This is a genomic window from Paraburkholderia sp. CNPSo 3281, from assembly GCF_024206515.1.
GTDB classification, from domain to species: Bacteria; Pseudomonadota; Gammaproteobacteria; order Burkholderiales; family Burkholderiaceae; genus Paraburkholderia; species Paraburkholderia nodosa.
On sequence record NZ_JAMBPS010000006.1, the window covers coordinates 270,531 to 287,484 of the forward strand.

Genomic DNA, 16,954 nt, shown 5'->3' on the forward strand with positions numbered 1-16,954 from the left:
GCGCAAGCCGTTCGCCATGACGCGCGCAGCGCCGTTGCTGCGCGCTTCGTTTTTAGGGCATCACACTCGGGAAATATGGGTATGAACGAAGCACAGCGCCCACGCGGGCAGGAACATGACGCGCGTTTCGCCGCGCTGCTCGAAGCGCTGCGCGCGAGCGCCGCGCAACGCGATCTCGCAGGCGGCCACGCGGGCGCGGAAAAGCAGCGCATTGCCGACGCCGGGCTGCTCACGCTCGCGGTGCCGCGCGAATTCGGCGGCCAGTTCGGCGAGGACGGCGTGCGCTGGAGCGACATCTATGCGACGATCCGCGCGCTCGCGCGCGTCGACAGCGCGCTTGCGCATCTGCTTGGCTTCCAGTGCCTGCAGGTGGCGAGCGTCGAACTGTGGGGCAGCGCCGCGCAGCGCACAAACTGGCTGCAAGGCACCGTCGAGCATCGCTGGTGGTGGGGCAATGCCGTGAACCCCATCGACACGCGGCTCGTCGCGCAGCCGGACAGGGAAGGCGGCTGGCGTCTGCATGGCAGGAAGGGATTCTGTTCGGGCACCTACGGTTCGCAGATGATGACCGTGAGCGCGCACGATCCCGCTACGGGTAGCCCCGTGTTCGCGGTCGTGCCCACCATGCGCGCCGGAATCACGGTGCACGACGACTGGGACCCGATAGGCCAGCGTCAGACCGATAGCGGCACGGTATCGTTCGAGAATGTGGAAGTGCGCGCCGACGAAGTCTTGCAGCGCCCCGATACGCCGCGCGCCACGCTACGCACGCTGGTCTCGCAAGGTGTGCTGACGAATCTGTTCGTGGGCCTCGCCGAAGGCGCACTCGAAGAGGCGCGCGCCTACGTACTCGCGAACGGCCGCCCGTGGGTCAATTCGGGCGTGCAGCACGTAGCCGACGACCCGTTCCTGCAGCAGCGCTTCGGCGAGATGCGCGTGCAGTCGCTCGCGGCGGCGGTGCTGGCCGATCGTGCGGGCGCGCTGCTCGACGCCGCGTGGGACGAAGGCGAGGCGTTGAGCACGGCCACGCGCGCCGGAGTCTCGCTTGCGATTTCGGAGGCGAAGATCGTCGCGCATCGCGCCGCGCTCCAGGGCGGCGAGCAGCTTTTCGAGGCGTGCGGCGCGCGCGCCACGGGCGCGGCGCTCGCGCTCGACCGGTTCTGGCGCAATGCGCGCGTGCATACGCTGCACGATCCGCTCGACTACCGCCTGCGCGACGTGGGCCGCTATACGCTCTTGAGAGAAGTGCCGCAGCCGACGCTGTACACTTGAGGGCCCGATCGCGTCACGTGCCGCGACGCGTCAACCCTTGAGGATCGAACCGTTGGATTTCCGACTACCGACCACGGCAACGGCGCCGTTCTGCCCGTCCGAAGTGCAGGGCAGCATCGAGGTTTCGCCGCGCGCGCCGTTCTGGAAGAAGTTCTGGCAATTCGCGGGCCCCGGCCTGCTGGTGTCGATCGGCTACATGGACCCGGGCAACTGGGCCACCGACATCGAGGCGGGCTCGCGCTTCGGTTACAGCCTGTTGTTCGTGGTCGTGCTCACGAGCCTCGCGGCGATCGCGCTGCAATGCCTTTCCATGCGCCTTGGCATCGTCACGCAGCGCGATCTCGCGGAGCTTTCGCGCGAGCGCTATTCAAGGCCTGTGGCGCTCGGCCAGTGGGTGCTCGCCGAGCTTTCGATCATCGCCTGCGACCTAGCGGAGGTGCTGGGCGGCGCGCTCGCGTTCCACCTCCTGCTGGGCTGCTCGCTGATGGTGGGCGTGGCGCTTACGGCGTTCGACACGCTAATTGTGCTGGGCTTGAAGGGCAAGAACTTCCGCTCGCTCGAGGCGATCATGGCCGGGCTCATCGCCACGATCGGTCTCGGCTATGTGATCCAGCTCGCGCTCGTGAAGCCGCACTGGCCCTCGGTATTCGCGGGCGCGGTGCCGTCGTGGCACGCCATTTCCTCGGCGGAGCCGCTGTACCTGGCGATCGGCATTCTCGGCGCGACCATCATGCCGCACAACCTCTACCTGCATTCGTCGATCGTGCAGACGCGCGCCGTCAAGCGCGACCGTGCAAGCCTCGCGCAGGCCATCGGCCTGTCGCGCCTCGACACGATCGTCTCGCTGCTGATCGCGCTGCTCATCAACGCGGCCATCCTGATTCTGGCCGCGGCGGCCTTTCACGCCAACGGGCACACCCAGGTCACCGATATCGAACAGGCCTACAAGCTGCTCGCGCCGATCGTCGGCACGGGCGCGGCGGCAGTGCTGTTCGCGATCACGCTGCTTGCTTCCGGGCAAAGCTCGACGTTCACGGGCACCGTGGCGGGCCAGGTCATCATGGAAGGCTTCCTGCGGATGAAGATTCCGTGCTACCAGCGGCGGCTGATTACGCGCGTGCTCGCGCTGATCCCCGCTTTCGCGGGCGTCGCGCTGCTCGGCAACGGCGCGGTGGGCAAGCTGCTGGTGGCAAGCCAGGTGGTGCTGAGTCTGCAACTGCCGTTCGCGCTCTGGCCGCTCATTCGCATGACGAACGATCGTGCGTTGATGGGCGAGTTCGTGAACCGGCTCCCCACGCGGCTGCTGGCGTGGTTCCTGTTCGTCGTGATCTCGGCGGCGAACCTGTGGCTCGTCTGGCAGACGTTCAGCGGAAACTAGAAGCGGGAAAGGTGTAACAGGCGCGCGCCGTACGGGCGGCAAACAAAGGCGGCAATCAGAAAGCGCTTCGCCGTCCGGTGCGCTCAGGCACCGGACGGTTTCGCGTCTTGGTCTCTCGTCCGGTTTAGCCGGATCTGCTCTCCTACGCTTATGCAGCCTCGGCAATGCCATCCGACGTTACCACTACCGGAAGGTCGCTCTCGGTCTGCTCGGCGCCCCGTCGCGCTGCAGCCGCCTTTTTCGTCTTGCCGGCTCGCGAAGGAGGCTGGCATGCGCCGCACACGACGTTGTGCTGAAGGTCGTGGCGATGCGCGACGAATTTACCGCCGCAACGGCAGCAAGGCGTCAACTGCAGAATATCGGCATCGAAAAACCGCACCAGGGTCCACGCACGCGTGAGGTCGAGCGCCGGCTCGGCCCCGCTGTGGCGGCAGTGTTCCAGATACAGCCGGAACCCCTTGGTGAGCGCGTCGAGATGCGAGCAACGCGCTTCGTTCTTGAGGAACAGGTACGTGTTATAGAACAGCGAGGCGTGGATGTTGGCCAGCCACGTCATGTACCAGTCCGCCGAGAACGGCAGCATACCTTTGGGCGGCGATACGCCACGGATCTCGCGATACAGGCGGATCATGCGGTCGCGCGAGAGCGTGAGTTCGCTTTCGAGCACCTGCATGCGCGCGCCCAGCTCGATCAGTGCGATCGCGCGGAATACTTCCTGAGCGTCTTCGGTGAGGCTGCGCCGCGTAGTCATGGACGTCACCCTCAGGCGAATTGACCAGCCGGCTGTCCCGCAAGCAGGATGGCCGCATGGGTAGCCGCCACGTCGGCATGCTTCGAAGTCTGCGTGAGCGCGGACAACATCGCATGGTCGTCGAAGCGGAAAAAACAGAGAAGTTGGTCGGAAGAGGCCAACCTGACGATCTGCGCGAGCGACAGAGCGCCAAGCAGATCGGCCAGTTCCGACGACAGTCCCAGTCGGAACATGCCGACCGGCTTGTCCTCGCGCAGCATGCGCTGTGCGAGCATCAGATACGACAAATTAATTTCGCGGATAGATTCCAGCGTCTCGCTGCTGCGGTCCATTTCTCTAGTTTCCGAAGCCCCGAATTTAACCCCCCGGCTTTTTCGCCGTTGTATCTTTTCTGCTCTTGTGGTCGATCTTCGCTCGTTGGCTCGATCTGACTCTTTGATACAGGTTGTTACATCTCGTAACAACCTTGGAGGGAATTGTATGAGGGCTTATCTCAGAAATCAATCCCTCGGATCAAAAATAATCGTACTGTTGTAAATTATTTTCGGTAAGTTTTGCTGCAATTTGAATCGCGGCTTCCGGCACGCCATCGCGACACTGGTCGAGCCGGCAAAACAGGCCGCATGACCTTGGTTTATCGGGGTTTCCGCCGGATCGTCGATGCACGCGCCACGAATCGCCGCGAGACGGAAAACGTCGCCCAGTGGAATAAACGTTTAGAAATAACTTGAGTTGACAGGTAAAAAATACGGCTCTGCGGATTAATACCTATGACTATTGAGTTTGTAACAGGTGTTTCGACCCTGGCGACCTGTAACAGGGCAATGTGTAACTAAGATGTTACGAGTGCAGGCGGTGGGACACACCGTTGGTTTCTGGAAAATATGCAGACTGGATATTGCGCGAAGATCGCATTTGTGAAACGTTTGCGATCCGCTGTCGAGACGCAATCCGGGGCGGGCCGCAATTTTTCCGCTTCAGGTCAGCAAGGGCACGGCTTCGAGGAGGGCGGCGCCCACTAACAGACCGACCCGCGCGCCGACGATACGCGGGCGACGAGCAGTCAGGCGATTTCAAATTCGTTGTCGATAACCGTCGCGCCTCCTATACCGTATACAGCGACTGCCGATGTGCCGGTTATATCATGACGTGATATAACCGGCATACTGAAAGCGGCAATGCGGGTACGGCGAGTTCGCCCGCCCGGCGCCGGGCATCATCGGGGGAGGGATCATGGGCTCGTTCAACAGGATTCTGCTGTGTTACGACGCAACGCGCGAAGGCCGCCGGGCTTTGCGTGAGGGCGCCGACCTTGCGCGCGAATGCCACGCGCAAACGCATTTGCTGGCCGTGCTCGACCAGGCGCCGCTGCAATGGGGCACGGACATCGCGTCCGCCGTGCCGTTCGAAGCCGCGGAAGAGGCGGCGCGCGAGATTCTGCGTGACGGGGTGGCGTGCCTGCAGGACAAGGGGCTCGTGGCAACGGGACACTTCGTGGTGGGCCGACCGATCGACGTGATTGCGAGCTACTGCGCGGAACTCCAGCCCGATCTCATCGTGGTGGGCCACCACCGGCGCGGGCCGTTCAAGCGCTGGTGGGATGGGCGCGACGACCGCCTGCTGCTCGACCGCGTGTCGTGCAGCGTGCTGGTCGTCACCGCGCCGGATCCGGAGCCGGCGAAAGCGGCGGCCTGAGCCGCCGCCGCGACGCCCGAACTGCAGGGATCAGCGCTGTGCCGCTCTGGCGCTGGGTTCGCCAAGAATCGGCGTGCGCTTGACTTCGGAGATGTAGAGCAGGATCAGCGAGACCCACACGATGCCGTAGAGCAGCATGAAGCAGCTCGAACGGATCTTGAGCCAGTCGAGCAGGATGCCGAACAGGATCGGCAGCAAAAACCCGCCCAGGCCGCCCGCCAACCCGACGATGCCGGTCACGATGCCCATGTTGGTCGGGAAGTCGTCGGCCACGTACTTGAACGTCGAGGCCATGCCGAACGCGAACACCGCGCCCAGCACGAAAGCCACCGCAACGAAGCCGAACACCGGCATGCTGATATGCAGCGCCGCCTGGCCGTCGATCGTGTGGATCACGAAGTCGGTGGGCGGGTACGAGAGAATGAAGAGGCAGATCCACGCCACCCACAGGCCCCACCACGTGACGGTGTGCGCGCCGAGCTTGTCGGCGAGGACGCCGCCCACGGCGCGCAGGATCGAGCCTGGCAGCGAAAAGCCCGCGGCGAAGGCCGAAGCCATGACGAGCGACATGCCGTATTCGGCCTTCAGGTATTGCGGAATCCATAGCGAGAGCGCCGTGAAGCCGCCGAAGGTGATCGAGTAGTACTGGCATAGTCGCCACACGCGCGGGTCCGCCAGCACCTTGAACGAGTCGAGCAGGGAGCCGCTCGACTTGCCGGCGCCGGGGTCGCGCGCCGAACCGAGCCAGAAAATCACGGCGGTCACGATCAGCGCGACGGCGTAGACGCGCGGCACGAAGCGCCAGCCGTAGAGGTTTTCCAGCTGCGGCGTGACGAACAGGTTGACGGCGGCGCCCACCGTGCCCGCGCCGAAGAAACCCATGGCGAAGCCGCGCTGGCTGGGCGGGAAAAAGCGCGCCACATACGGCGTACCCACCGCGAACGAGGCGCCCACGCAGCCGAGAAAGAGGCCGATGAGCAGGAATTGCCACAGCTCGCTCGCGTAACTGACGATATACACGGGCACGGCGCAGATCACGAGCAGCGTGGTCATGACGATGCGTCCGCCAAAGCGGTCGGTCCATGCGCCGAGCGGCAAGCGCATGAGCGCGCCCGTCAGCACGGGCGTGGCGGTGAGCAGGCCGAACTCGGTGCTGTTGAGCTGGAGCTCCTCGCGCAATTGCACGCCCAGCACGCCGAACATCATCCACACCACGAAACAGACGAGAAACGCGAGCGTGCTGACGAGCAGGACGGACCATGCCTTCGCGCCGACTTTCTCCGGCTGGGCTGCGCTCGCTACGGGGCGTGCCGATTCGCTACGCAAATTCATGTTGCCTCCATCGCATGGGGGTGCACATCGACTTCACTGGACGAGCGGGCTCGTCGCGGCTTCCAGCGCCGCATTTTCGAGCGTCGCCTCGGAAGCCAGGATCGATACGTACTGCTGGATGGCCTTATGGCGTACGCGTTCGCTGAGAAAGCGCGCGATCTCGCCCGAGACTTCGTCGTAGGGCACTGGATTGCCCGGCACGCGCTGATCCACGCGCACGAGATGAAAGCCGAAGCGCGTGCGCACGAGACGCGGCAGCACGCCGATGTCGGCGCAGTCGAACAGCGCCGCCTCGAATTCGGGCACCGTGTCGCCGCGCGTGAGCTGGCCGAGGCTGCCGCCCACGCCCGCCGAAGGGCAGTTCGAGAACTGGCGCGCCAGCGCCTCGAAGGTGTCGGGCGCCTGCTGCAAATCGCGCAGCGTCTCTTCGGCCTTCTGGCGCAGCAGCGCGAGCGGCACGCGGTCGGTAATGGCGAAGAGGATGTGGCTCGCGTACACGAGTTCGTTGCGCACGAAGCGCTTCGCGTGCTGCGTGTAGTAACGCTCGCCGTCTTCGCGCGTGGCCTCGGGCACGCGCAGCTCGCGTTCCAGCAGCGTGTCTAGCACGCTGTCGTCGAGTTCGGCGTCAGGCGCCAGCAGGTCCAGCGCCACGGCGCGCTGGCGCAGCAGTTCGTGCACGACGAGCGTGCGCCGCGCGGCGAGCGCGGGGTCCGGCTCGTCGGCGTGATTGCCGCGCTCTGCCTCGATCGCCGCGAGTCCGATCTCGACGTCGTTCACGCGGGCAGGCAGGTCCTGTTGCTCTTCATGGGGGACCGCATTCATCATCGATAGCGCTCCTGGTTCCGGTTGGTGCGATTTAGCGCTTGCGCACGAGCTGGTACGGACGGATCAGATAGAACACCGAAGCGATGCCGCTCCAGATATGGACCATGCGTGTGAAGGGCGAAACGAGAAAGATCGTGAAGCCGAGCGCGATATGGGTTTGATAGACGAGCGGGACGCCGTCCAGCAGCCCGGCGATATTGGGCCGGAACGTCACCACGCCTTTCACGTAGTCGGTGAGCTGTTCGAACATCAGGCCGTCCATGTGGCGCGACGAGAGCACCACGGTCGCGAGCCCGAGCGCGAGTTGCACCCACAGCATGAACACGATGAGGATGTCCGACGCTTTGCTGTTCACGCGGATGCGCGTGTCGCCGAGCCGCCGCACGATCAGGATCGTGAGCCCGACAATGGCGAAGCTGCCGGCCACGCCGCCCGCGACCATTGCGAGCAGCTGGTGCACGGTGGCCGAGATGAACGGCGCGACGAGCCAGTGCGGCGCGAGAAAGCCGACGAAGTGACCCATCACCACGACGAGAATGCCCCAGTGGAACAGGTTGCTGCCAAGGCGCAGCGCGCCGCGCCGCAGCAGTTGCGAGGAGTCGCTCTTCCACGTGTACTGCTCGCGGTCGAAGCGCACGAGCGAGCCGAACAGCAGCACCGCAAGGCAGATGTATGGATAAATGCCGAACAGAAACTGATGGAAGTATTGGCCCATGACGGCTCCTTGCTTGCGGTGTCCGAACAACGTGCTCAGCTGGCGTGTTGCGTGGTTTCAGCGTGGTGCTCGCCGCGGGTGGAACTCCACGGGCGCGATGGCCGGGCGCTCCGCGCCCATGAATTGCACGGGCTCGTCGGCCCAGGCCGCGTCGAGCGCTCGCAGGTGCTCCTTGTCGTGCGGCTTGCCCGCGTCGTCGTCGTGCGCGGCCTCGGGCAAATCGGTGCCGCCCGCGCCCGCGAGCGGCAGCAGTGCGCCGATTACGTACGCGTAGTGGCTGTTGCGCCGGCTCAGCTCCTGCGTGATCGATTGCAGGATCGCGACGGTTTCGCCCAGCAGCGCGCGCGCCTCGTTCGCCTCGAGGATCGAGAGGTATTCGAGAAACACGGGCAGATAGTCCGGCAACTGGCCAGGCTGCAACAGCATGCCGTGCTTCTCGTAGGTCTGAACGAGGTCGATCATCGCCTGGCCGCGATCGCGTGACTCGCCGTGCACGTGCTCGAACAGATGCAGCGACGTTGCGCGGCCGCGGTCGAACAATGCGACGTAGTTCTCCTGTAGCGCGAGCAGATCGCGCGAACCGAGGTAGTCGAGGAAGCGTTCGAGCTTCTCGCGCGCTTCGGCGCCGAACGCGCGCTCGCTGCGCACCATCGCGCGCAGTTCGTGCACCGCCTCGATGAGCGGCGCATCGGGGTACTCGAGCAGCGACGCAACGAGCCGGTACGTCATGGGCTGGGGACGAGCAGCGAACATGGTCAGATCTCCTGAATGGGTATCTTGCGATGCCCACTCTTCGGCGCGAACAGGCTCGCCTCCGATTTGCCGTCCGAGCAGCCATTGCCGAACGTGAAGCCGCACGACGAACGCAGGTCGAAGGCGTCTTCCGCGTACTCACGGTGCGTGGTGGGAATCACGAAGCGGTCTTCGTAGTTCGCGATCGCGAGATAACGGTACATCTCCTCGACCTGAGCCAGCGAGAGTCCTGCTTGCGCGAGTACCTGCGGGGCGTCCACGCGGTCGACCTGGCGCGCGCGCATGAACGCGCGCATGGCGAGCAGACGCTCCAGCGCGACCTGCACTGGCTTTTCGTCGCCTGCGGTAAGGAGGTTCGCGAGGTAGCGCAGCGGAATGCGCAGCGAGTGCACGTCGGGCAGCCAGCCATTCATGCTGAGTTCGCCGCTATTGGCGGCCGCATTGATGGGCGAGAGCGGCGGCACGTACCAGACCATCGGCAGCGTGCGGTACTCGGGGTGCAGCGGGAAGGCGATGCGCCAGTCGATCGCCATCTTGTACACGGGCGAGCGCTGCGCGCCGTCGATCCACGCCTGCGGAACGCCGTCGCGCGCGGCCTGCTCGATCACGGCCGGATCGAACGGGTCGAGGAAGACGTCGAGTTGCGCCTGGTAGAGATCCTTTTCGTCGGCGACGCTCGCGGCCTCTTGAATGCGATCGGCGTCGTAGAGCAGCACGCCCAGATAACGGATGCGCCCCACGCAGGTTTCCGAACACACGGTGGGCTGACCGACCTCGATACGCGGATAGCAGAAGATGCACTTCTCGGCTTTGCCGCTTTTCCAGTTGAAGTAGATCTTCTTGTACGGGCAGCCCGAAACGCACATGCGCCAGCCGCGGCACTTGTCCTGATCGATCAGCACGATGCCGTCTTCCTCGCGCTTGTAGATCGACCCGGAAGGGCACGCCGCCACGCACGCCGGGTTCAGGCAGTGCTCGCACAGGCGCGGCAGATACATCATGAAGGTGTTCTCGAACTGGCCGTAGATCTCCTTCTGCACGTTCTCGAAGTTATAGTCCTTCGAACGCTTCTCGAACTCGCCGCCGAGAATTTCTTCCCAGTTCGGGCCCCACTCGATCTTCTCCATGCGCTCGCCGCTCACGAGCGAGCGCGGCCGCGCAACCGGCGTGGCCTTCGTGTTGCCCGCTTCCTGCAGATGCGCGTAGTCGAACGTGAAGGGCTCGTAGTAGTCGTCGATTTCCGGCAGATGCGGATTCGCGAAGATTTGCGCAAGCAGGCGCCACTTGCCGCCCAGACGCGGCTCGATCTGGCCGTCGGCCTTGCGCACCCAGCCGCCGCGCCAACGCTCCTGGTTCTCCCATTCCTTCGGGTAGCCGATGCCGGGCTTCGTCTCGACGTTGTTGAACCACGCGTATTCCATCCCCTCGCGGCTCGTCCAGACGTTCTTGCAGGTGACCGAACACGTATGGCAGCCAATGCACTTGTCGAGGTTCAGCACCATCGCAATCTGCGCGCGCACTTTCATGAGCTTTCTCCTTCGCGGACGGCCGGTTTCACAGCCGCTTCGACAGCGGCAGGCAACGGACCAACGGGCGTTTCCTCTGTGTCGAGCCAGTCGACGTTCTTCATCTTGCGCACGATGAGGAATTCATCGCGATTCGAGCCGACCGTGCCGTAGTAGTTGAAGCCGTAAGCGAGTTGCGCATAGCCGCCGATCATGTGCGTGGGCTTGAGTGAAATGCGCGTCACCGAGTTGTGAATGCCGCCGCGTGTGCCCGTTATTTCGGACCCCGGCGTATTCACGATTTTTTCCTGCGCGTGGTACATCATCACCATGCCGCGCGGAATACGCTGGCTCACCACGGCGCGCGCGCAAAGCGCGCCGTTTGCGTTGAAGCATTCGATCCAGTCGTTGTCGACCACGCCGATCTGCGCCGCGTCCTTCTCCGAGATCCACACGATCGGGCCGCCGCGCGAGAGCGTGAGCATCAGCAGGTTGTCGGTGTAGGTGCTGTGGATGCCCCATTTCTGGTGCGGCGTGATGAAGTTCAGCGCGAGTTCGGGGTTGCCGTTCGAGCGCGAGCCGGCCATCTTCTCGTAGCTGCCCGTGTCGATCGGCGGCTTGTACACGCACAGCGCCTCGCCGAACGCGCGCATCCACGCGTGGTCCTGGTAGAGCTGCTGGCGGCCGCTCATCGTGCGCCAGGGAATCAGCTCGTGCACGTTCGTATAACCCGCGTTGTACGACACGTGCTCCGACTCGATGCCGCTCCACGTTGGCGACGAAATGATCTTGCGCGGCTGCGCCTGGATATCGCGGAAACGGATTTTTTCGTCGGCGCGGGCGTCGGCGAGATGCGCGTGCTCGATGCCCGTGAACTTCGAAAGCGCTTCCCACGCCTTCCTGGCGACCGCCCCGTTCGTTTCGGGAGCGAGCGAGAGAATCGTTTCCGCGGCGTCGAGCGCGGTCTCGATGCGCGGGCGGCCCTTCGCGTCGCCGGCGTCCTCGGACTGATCGCGGTAGTTCAGCGCGCCGAGTTCGTGGACTTCGTCCTCCGTATTCCAGCTAATGCCCTTGCCGCCGTTGCCGAGCTTGTCCATGAGCGGCCCGAGCGAGGTGAAGCGGTGATACGTCTCGGGGTAATTGCGCTCGAGCGTGACCACGCCCGGCATGGTCCTGCCCGGAACCGGCTCGCATTCGCCGCGCTTCCAGTCGTCCACGCCGAAGGGCTGGGCCAGTTCGCCCGCGGCGTCGTGCGCGATGGGCGCGAGCACCACGTCGCGCTCCATGCCGAGATGGCCGACGCTCAGTTCGGAAAAACGCTTCGCAATGGCCTTGAAGATTTCCCAGTCGCTGCGCGCCTGCCACGCGGGGTCCACCGCAGCGGAAAGCGGGTGAATGAACGGGTGCATGTCGGACGTGTTCATGTCGTCCTTCTCGTACCACGTGGCCGTGGGCAGCACGATGTCCGAGTACATGCAGGTAGTGGACATGCGGAAGTCCAGCGTGCAGAGCAGGTCGAGCTTGCCCTGGGGCGCTTCCTCGTGCCAGACGACTTCTTCGGGGCGCGGCACGCCGTCCTTCACGACTTCCTCGCCCTGCACACCGTTCGTTGTGCCCAGCAGATGCTTGAGGAAGTACTCGTGCCCCTTGCCCGACGAGCCAAGCAGGTTCGAGCGCCATACGAACAGGTTGCGCGGGAATACGACCGGATTGTCGGGGTCCTCGCAGGCGAGCTTGAGGCTGCCGTCTTTCAGGCGGCGCGCGACTTCGGCGCCGGCCTTCGCGGGGTCTTCGAGCGAGCGGCCAAGCTCCAGCGGATTGCTCGTGAGTTGGGGAGCCGAAGGCAGCCAGCCCATGCGCTCGGCGCGCACGTTGTAGTCGATCGGCGCGCCGTGATAGTCGGCCTTGTTCGCGAGCGGTGAAAGCAAGTCCGTAGGGTTCATCGGATCGTAGCGCCACTGGTCGGTGTGCGCATAGAAGAACGACGTGGCGTTCATCTGGCGCGGCGGCCGGTTCCAGTCGAGCGCGAACGCGAGCGCAGTCCAGCCCGTTTGCGGGCGCAGCTTTTCCTGGCCCACGTAGTGCGACCAGCCGCCACCGGACTTGCCGACGCAGCCGCACATCACGAGCATGTTGATGATGGCGCGATACGCCATGTCCATGTGGAACCAGTGATTGATGCCCGCGCCGATGATCACCATCGAACGGCCTTCGGTCTTGTCGGCGTTCTCGGCGAACTGGCGCGCGACGTTGATGACGTCCGCGCGCTTCACGCCCGTGATCGCTTCCTGCCACGCGGGCGTATAGGGCACGTCGTCGTCGTAGCTGTGCGCGAGGTCGTTGCCGCCCAGGCCCTGATCGAGCCCGTAGTTGGCCACGAACAGATCGTAGACGGTGGCCACGAGCCGCTCGCCGGCGGGCGTCGCCACGCGCCGCACGCCAATGCGGCGGCTCAGCACCGGCCCGTGCGCGGTGTGCGGGAAGTGCGGATGCGCGACGTTGCCGAAGTAGGGGAACAGCACGTCCACCACGTCGTCGTGCTTTTCCACGAGCGAGAGCGCGGGCTTGAGCGGCGCGCCATCGACGCTTTCCTCGCGCAGGTTCCACTTGCCGCGATCGGCGCCTTCCTGCTGGCCCCAGCGAAAGCCCACCGAGCCGAGCGGCACCGCGAACTCGTGGGTCGCGCTGTCGATCACCACGGTCTTCCATTCGGGATTGTTGTCCTGCGCGAGGGCGCCGTCGAAGTCGGAGGCGCGCAGATAGCGGTCGGGCACGTACTGGCCGTCGCGCTCGACGAGCGTGACGAGGCAGGACATGTCGGTGAAACGGCTGCAATAGTCGGCGAAATAGGCGCTCTTCCCGGCGAGGTGATACTCCTTGAGGATCACGTGGCCCATGGCGAGCGCGAGCGCCGCGTCGGTGCCTTGCTTGGGATGCAGCCAGATGTCGCCGAACTTCGCGCCTTCGGCGTAGTCGGGGAAGATCGACACGATCTTCGCGCCGCGATAGCGCGCTTCCACCATGAAGTGCGCGTCGGGCGTGCGCGTTTGCGGCACGTTCGACCCCCACATCACGATGAATGACGAGTTGTACCAGTCGGCGGACTCGGGCACGTCGGTCTGCTCGCCCCATGTTTGCGGCGAGGCGGGCGGCAGGTCGCAATACCAGTCGTAGAACGAGAGGCACACGCCGCCGATGAGCGAGAGATAGCGCGAGCCGGCCGCGTACGACACCATCGACATCGCGGGAATGGGCGAGAAGCCGATCACGCGGTCGGGGCCGTGGCGCTTGATGGTGTGCACGTTCGCTGCAGCCGCGATTTCGAGCACTTCGCTCCAGTCTGCCCGCACGAAGCCGCCAAGGCCGCGCCGCGTTTGATAACTTTTGCGCGCCGCATCGTCGTCGACAATGGCGGCCCACGCGGCAACGGGGTCGAGCGTGCGGCGCTTTTCGCGCCACAGCTTCACGAGCGCGCTACGCACGAGCGGATACTTGAGTCGATTGGCGCTATAGAGATACCACGAATACGATGCGCCGCGCGAGCAGCCGCGCGGTTCGTGGTTGGGCATGTCAGGGCGCGTGCGCGGGTAGTCGGTTTGCTGCGTTTCCCACGCGACAATGCCGCCCTTCACATAGATCTTCCACGAGCAGGAGCCCGTGCAATTCACGCCGTGTGTGGAGCGCACGATCTTGTCGTGCTGCCAGCGTGTGCGGTACGCCTCCTCCCATTTTCGGTCTTCGTCTGTGACGGCGCCGTGACCGTCTGCGAATTGTGTTCGTGCCGCCGTGAAGTAACGCAGACGATCCAGAAAATGGCTCATGGCATCTCCAGCTTGTGTGTGCGTCAGGGACACCCGTATTTAAAAGTAGGAACAAGAAGAAGTAAAGGGGATGAATGTAATTGCTTTCTACGTATTTGCGCGGATATATCGATTTTTCGCACTATTTGTCGAGCAGATGGCGAAACGTCACTTATGCAAAATGCACGTTATCGAGCGAATATGTTTGAAAACGACTCGTGTTTTAAGGCTTTCTGTCGATGAAGGAAATCCCCACGAATTCATGGATGAATCGCTCGGTTGGGCGCGACGCGGCTTTTTCCGGATCGCATCATCGGGCTGGAAATGACTCGTAAATCGGGTGCAAAAAACGGCGAGAATTTTTGTAATTGATTGGGATTCACGCCACCCGAATACTTTGCTGCACGCCGAATTGCGCGATCGTGGCGTGCGCATGAATCTGGAATGATTATTACCGCTCGTTTCACGCGCCCGGCATATTATCGGGCGCACCCGGCGCGGCCGCCTTGCGCGCATCAAGGCGCGTGGTTGCGCAATGCCTGAGCGGTGTGCGAATCGGCGGGAAAGAACGCTTCGATTGCCAGTTCGGAAAGCGTGATGTCGACCGGTGTGCCGAATACGGTAGTCGTGCTGTAGAACGCCAGTTCGCCAAGCGCGGTGCGCACGCGCAGCGGCACGGCAATGTGATGGGCGACCGGTTCGGCGCTCGCATTCGCTACGCCGGGCGGCGTGGGATACGTCGCGAGTTCCTCGTGCAGCGCGGCGAGCGCGGGGTCGGCGCACGCGTCGATCTGACGTTGCAGGCGCGTGAGCAGATGCGCGCGCCACTCGTGCCAGTTGACGATGCGCGGCGCCATGCCCTCGGGATGCAGCGAAAGCCGCAGCGCATTGATGGGCGCGGCGAGCAGCGCAGGCGAAGCGTCGCCGATGAGCGGCGCGAGCGCGCCGTTCGTGGCGACGATATTCCAGTGGCGGTCCACGGCCACGGCGGGATACGGTTCGTGACCGCGCAGCACGAGATCGACCGCCTCGCGTGCGGCGGCGAGCTGCGGGTCGTCGAGCGCGCGCTCGCGATAGAGCGGCGCATAGCCCGCCGCCACGAGCAGCGCGTTGCGCTCGCGCAGCGGCACATCGAGTTGCTCGGCCAGATGCATGACCATCTCGCGGCTCGGCAGCGCGCGGCCCGATTCGACGAAGCTCAGGTGGCGCGTCGAAATCTCGGCTTCGGTTGCGAGCAGCAACTGGCTCATGCGCCGGCGCGTGCGCCAGTCGCGCAGCATCTCGCCGACGCTGCGGAGCCCGGCGCCGGACGGCGCGGCAGGGAGGGCGGAAGCGAGCGTGTTCATGCCGCCGATTCTAGCGAAACGCGCGGGGCAAGGCGATTACGTCTGAGGTAAAGAATTGGCCGACAGCGGATATATGAAAACCTCGGGTTTATGTCCCTGCTGCATTCGTGGACGACGTTTACCGTGTGCCGCTCTATCGCCTAGAATGAAAAGTCTCACGGACTGTGGCGTCGCGCAGAGGAGACTGCCATGAGGGAAACCGTTGCTGCTTATCTGCTCGGACCAGGCGTCATGTTGTTGGTATGTGCGGCCATGTGGGCCGTGTCGCGCCGCAGCAGAGGCGCGCTCGAGGCGCGCCTGACTCGCTGGCTCGACGCGCATCGGCCGCACGGCATGCATCACAAGCATTGAGCGTGCCAGCGCCGCATCGGTTTGCGCGATGGCCTGGACGCATCGCGAACGGATTGCAACAGCGCTCGCCAGGCAAATTTTATAGTATTCCGAATCAATTCCCGAGTTAGTTCGTTTCGCTCCGGCGCATGGCGCGCCCTTCTTCGTGCCGCCTCGTCTGCCACTGGCGCCTCACGTCGAGGGAACTGACCGTGCGCCTCGCGGTCATTCCGATATTGCATACCGGAGCCCTCCATGACCCGTCCCGCCGATTCCTTCATCATCTTCATCGCCCGCATCGCGCTCGCCATTCTGTTTCTCTGGGGCGGTGCCATGAAGCTGCTGGGATACGCGGGGTTCGTCGGCTACCTGCATTCGAAGGGCGTGCCGTATGCCTCGTACGGCGCGATTGTGGCGACCGCCGTCGAACTGCTCGGCGGCATTGCGATCGTGCTGGGCGTGCGCACGCGCGCGGTTGCGTTCCTGCTGGCCGTGTACGCTATCGTCACGGCGATACTCGGCCATGACTTCTGGAACATGACCCAGGCCGCGGCTCAACAGGACGCAGTCATTCATTTCTGGAAGAACGTGGCGATCGCGGGCGGTTTCCTGCTGCTGGCCGTGACGGGCGCGGGACGTGCTTCCATTGATGGTCTGCGCGCGCCGCGCGGCGGCGGCCTGCGAGGCTGACGGCTTCGTGTGGCGAAGCGCGAGTGTCGAATTGCAACCACCGGGCAACCGGGTGTAAAGGGAGCAGGCCTTGATACAGAACTTCGACTTCAACGTGGCAGGCAAGACCGGGCAGTTCTGCGCGAGTCTTGCGGAAGACGGCACGCGGCGCGTGTTCATTAGCGAGGCGGATACCGCGAAGACGCTGGTGATCCTCGACGCCTCCGGGCTCATCGGCGCGCTCAAGGCAGAGCTCGAGGAGCCCGACCAGCTGATCGCTCACGCCATCCGCAAGGCGCAGAACGATGGCTTGATCGCCCGCGCAATCGACTCCGGCGCGATCCAGGAGGCGTCGCTGTAGGTCGGCACGCCAGTTCGCTGTTGCATCAGCGCGATTCCGGTTCGTTCACCCGCGCCGGCGCGGCGTGGCGCCCGCCCGCATGCGCCGGATCGGTCCTCACGAACCAGGCGAGCCCGGCCGCCGTGAGCAGGAGCGCCGTCGAGACCGTGGTTTCCGCACGCAGACCGGCCACCACCTGCGCCGCGCCCGCCCCGCCTGCGAGCGCGCCGAACGCCGCCACCC

At 64.4% G+C, this 16,954-nt stretch carries 15 protein-coding genes and 1 pseudogene; 6 read left to right on the plus strand and 10 right to left on the minus strand.

The window, feature by feature from the left end; genetic code table 11:
• Positions 1-75 precede the first annotated feature (75 nt).
• Together M3I56_RS10150 and M3I56_RS10155 are read left to right on the plus strand one after the other, a co-directional pair.
• The gene (locus M3I56_RS10150; RefSeq protein ID WP_375541701.1) at positions 76-1,272 is read left to right on the plus strand and encodes an acyl-CoA dehydrogenase family protein; all 1,197 of its coding nucleotides are present in this window, start codon (positions 76-78) and stop codon (positions 1,270-1,272) included.
• A gap of 52 nt (positions 1,273-1,324) precedes the next feature.
• Positions 1,325-2,650, plus strand: a complete 1,326-nt coding sequence (locus tag M3I56_RS10155; protein WP_254353686.1) for an Nramp family divalent metal transporter — start codon at positions 1,325-1,327, stop codon at positions 2,648-2,650.
• A 148-nt stretch (positions 2,651-2,798) separates the two neighbouring features.
• Here the strand turns inward: M3I56_RS10155 and flhC are convergent, their stop codons facing one another.
• Positions 2,799-3,401 (minus strand): flagellar transcriptional regulator FlhC, encoded by a 603-nt coding sequence (gene flhC, locus M3I56_RS10160; protein WP_051481243.1) that lies wholly within the window; start codon positions 3,399-3,401, stop codon positions 2,799-2,801.
• 11 nt (positions 3,402-3,412) lie between these two features.
• On the minus strand, positions 3,413-3,733 hold the full coding sequence (flhD, locus tag M3I56_RS10165) for a flagellar transcriptional regulator FlhD (RefSeq protein WP_028202636.1): 321 nt from the start codon (positions 3,731-3,733) through the stop codon (positions 3,413-3,415).
• Between the two features lie 901 nt (positions 3,734-4,634).
• On the opposite strand from flhD, the gene M3I56_RS10170 reads away from it, so the two are divergent.
• Complete coding sequence (locus tag M3I56_RS10170) at positions 4,635-5,096, plus strand: universal stress protein (protein WP_035512381.1); 462 nt, start codon at positions 4,635-4,637, stop codon at positions 5,094-5,096.
• 30 nt (positions 5,097-5,126) lie between these two features.
• Here M3I56_RS10170 and M3I56_RS10175 read toward each other — a convergent pair whose 3' ends face one another.
• The 7 genes from M3I56_RS10175 to M3I56_RS10205 form a co-directional block, all read right to left on the minus strand.
• Positions 5,127-6,428: a nitrate/nitrite transporter gene (locus M3I56_RS10175; RefSeq protein ID WP_254353687.1), complete on the minus strand. Its 1,302-nt coding sequence runs from the start codon at positions 6,426-6,428 to the stop codon at positions 5,127-5,129.
• A gap of 33 nt (positions 6,429-6,461) precedes the next feature.
• Entirely contained in the window at positions 6,462-7,250 is a 789-nt protein-coding gene (locus M3I56_RS10180; protein ID WP_254353706.1) for a peptidylprolyl isomerase, read from the minus strand.
• A 34-nt stretch (positions 7,251-7,284) separates the two neighbouring features.
• Positions 7,285-7,968: a respiratory nitrate reductase subunit gamma gene (gene narI / locus M3I56_RS10185; RefSeq protein ID WP_028202633.1), complete on the minus strand. Its 684-nt coding sequence runs from the start codon at positions 7,966-7,968 to the stop codon at positions 7,285-7,287.
• 57 nt (positions 7,969-8,025) lie between these two features.
• Positions 8,026-8,721 carry a nitrate reductase molybdenum cofactor assembly chaperone gene (gene narJ / locus M3I56_RS10190; RefSeq protein WP_254353688.1) on the minus strand — a complete coding sequence of 232 codons (696 nt, stop codon included), beginning with the start codon at positions 8,719-8,721 and terminating at the stop codon, positions 8,026-8,028.
• Positions 8,722-8,723: 2 nt separating this feature from the next.
• A complete protein-coding gene (narH, locus tag M3I56_RS10195; RefSeq protein ID WP_254353689.1) occupies positions 8,724-10,247 on the minus strand; it encodes a nitrate reductase subunit beta in 1,524 nt (507 codons plus the stop codon).
• Positions 10,244-14,047 carry a nitrate reductase subunit alpha gene (locus M3I56_RS10200; protein ID WP_254353690.1) on the minus strand — a complete coding sequence of 1,268 codons (3,804 nt, stop codon included), beginning with the start codon at positions 14,045-14,047 and terminating at the stop codon, positions 10,244-10,246. The genes narH and M3I56_RS10200 overlap by 4 nt, the downstream gene beginning before the upstream one ends.
• Positions 14,048-14,541: 494 nt before the next feature.
• The gene (locus M3I56_RS10205; protein ID WP_254353691.1) at positions 14,542-15,372 is read right to left on the minus strand and encodes a helix-turn-helix domain-containing protein; all 831 of its coding nucleotides are present in this window, start codon (positions 15,370-15,372) and stop codon (positions 14,542-14,544) included.
• Positions 15,373-15,561: 189 nt separating this feature from the next.
• On the opposite strand from M3I56_RS10205, the gene M3I56_RS10210 reads away from it, so the two are divergent.
• The 3 genes from M3I56_RS10210 to M3I56_RS10220 all read left to right on the plus strand — a co-directional run bounded on the left by M3I56_RS10210 (position 15,562) and on the right by M3I56_RS10220 (position 16,732).
• On the plus strand, positions 15,562-15,723 hold the full coding sequence (locus M3I56_RS10210; RefSeq protein ID WP_169739094.1) for a hypothetical protein: 162 nt from the start codon (positions 15,562-15,564) through the stop codon (positions 15,721-15,723).
• 234 nt (positions 15,724-15,957) lie between these two features.
• Entirely contained in the window at positions 15,958-16,392 is a 435-nt protein-coding gene (locus tag M3I56_RS10215) for a DoxX family protein (protein ID WP_028202628.1), read from the plus strand.
• A 70-nt stretch (positions 16,393-16,462) separates the two neighbouring features.
• The gene (locus M3I56_RS10220; protein ID WP_254353692.1) at positions 16,463-16,732 is read left to right on the plus strand and encodes a hypothetical protein; all 270 of its coding nucleotides are present in this window, start codon (positions 16,463-16,465) and stop codon (positions 16,730-16,732) included.
• A 25-nt stretch (positions 16,733-16,757) separates the two neighbouring features.
• Here M3I56_RS10220 and M3I56_RS10225 read toward each other — a convergent pair.
• Positions 16,758-16,954: pseudogene (locus M3I56_RS10225) on the minus strand (MFS transporter); the annotation flags it as partial.